Annotated in this window: 1 protein-coding gene; it reads left to right on the forward strand. The window is 32.0% G+C overall.

Features of this window, described 5'->3' with window-relative positions:
* The first annotated feature begins 149 nt into the window (after positions 1–149).
* On the forward strand, positions 150–572 hold the full coding sequence (locus RR45_RS10920; protein WP_003108064.1) for a cupin domain-containing protein: 423 nt from the start codon (positions 150–152) through the stop codon (positions 570–572).
* The last annotated feature ends 53 nt before the right edge of the window (positions 573–625 follow it).

Below are 625 nucleotides of genomic sequence, written 5' to 3' on the forward strand. Positions count from 1 at the left end.
TATTTTTCTAACTTAATTTTACAATTCGCGTCTTTAAAAAAACGGTAGATAATAATCTTTTTCTTTGCTTTGTAAACGGTTTTATGTTATTACTATAGTATAGATTAATTATTAGAATTAGTCTAATTAAGAACAAGGAGGACTTTCTAATGACATTCGATTATAAAGATCATGGCAAAGAAAAATTTATCGTTAACATTGAGGATTATACCAAAGAAAACGAGAATTACCGTACAACAATTTGGACTGGTGAAAAACTTCAGGTTACATTAATGGCTATTGAACCCGGTGACGATATTGGTTTAGAAGTACACATGGGTATCGATCAATTCCTCCGTATCGAAGAAGGTAAAGGTTTATGCCAAATGGGAGATGCCGAAGATAATCTTACATTTGAACAAGAAGTTTCAGATGATGATGTAATTTTAGTACCTGCTGATACTTGGCATAATGTAACCAATATTGGTGACAAACCTCTGAAAATTTACTCAATTTATGCAGGTCCTGATCATGTCCCTGGTACAGTACATAAAACGCATGAGGAAGCTAAAAATGATCCTAATGAAGACTAATTTTAGTTATATGATTTGTCAAATTAAGGGCACCTCTAATAACTACCAATTAA

The organism is Pseudolactococcus chungangensis CAU 28 = DSM 22330 (assembly GCF_002441885.1).
GTDB lineage: Bacteria > Bacillota > Bacilli > Lactobacillales > Streptococcaceae > Pseudolactococcus > Pseudolactococcus chungangensis.